1 protein-coding gene is annotated in these 770 nt (G+C 65.6%); it reads left to right on the forward strand.

The genetic code is table 11. The features are described 5' to 3' along the window. Nucleotides 1–770 (forward strand): serine hydroxymethyltransferase (glyA, locus tag DIE17_RS37065; protein ID WP_148095680.1); only part of this gene is annotated, 770 nt, incomplete at both ends.

Consider the following 770-nt stretch of genomic DNA (forward strand, 5'->3'; position numbering starts at 1 on the left):
GTGAAGCAGCTGTTCGGCGCGGAAGCCGCGAACGTGCAGCCGAACTCGGGTTCGCAGGCGAACCAGGGCGTGTTCTTCGCGATGCTCAAGCCGGGCGACACGATCATGGGCCTGAGCCTCGCGCATGGCGGCCACCTGACGCACGGCTCGCCGGTGAACATGTCGGGCAAGTGGTTCAACGTCGTCAGCTACGGCCTGAACGAACAGGAAGACATCGACTACGACGCGGCCGAGAAGCTGGCAAACGAGCACAAGCCGAAGCTGATCGTCGCGGGCGCATCGGCGTTCGCGCTGAAGATCGACTTCGAGCGTCTGGCGAAGATCGCGAAGTCGGTCGGCGCGTACCTGATGGTCGACATGGCGCACTACGCCGGCCTGATCGCAGCGGGCGTGTACCCGAACCCGGTGCCGCACGCGGACTTCGTCACGACCACGACGCACAAGAGCCTGCGCGGCCCGCGCGGCGGCGTGATCCTGATGAAGGCCGAGTACGAGAAGCAGATCAACTCGGCAATCTTCCCGGGCATCCAGGGCGGCCCGCTGATGCACGTGATCGCGGCGAAGGCCGTGGCGTTCAAGGAAGCGCTGTCGCCGGAGTTCAAGGAATATCAGCAGAAGGTGGTCGAGAACGCACGCGTGCTGGCTGAAACGCTGGTCAAGCGTGGCCTGCGGATCGTGTCGGGGCGCACCGAAAGCCACGTGATGCTGGTGGACCTGCGCGCGAAGAACATCACGGGCAAGGCAGCGGAAGCGGCGCTCGGCGCGGCGCA

The organism is Burkholderia sp. Bp9099, from assembly GCF_003857805.1.
Taxonomy (GTDB): Bacteria; Pseudomonadota; Gammaproteobacteria; order Burkholderiales; family Burkholderiaceae; genus Burkholderia.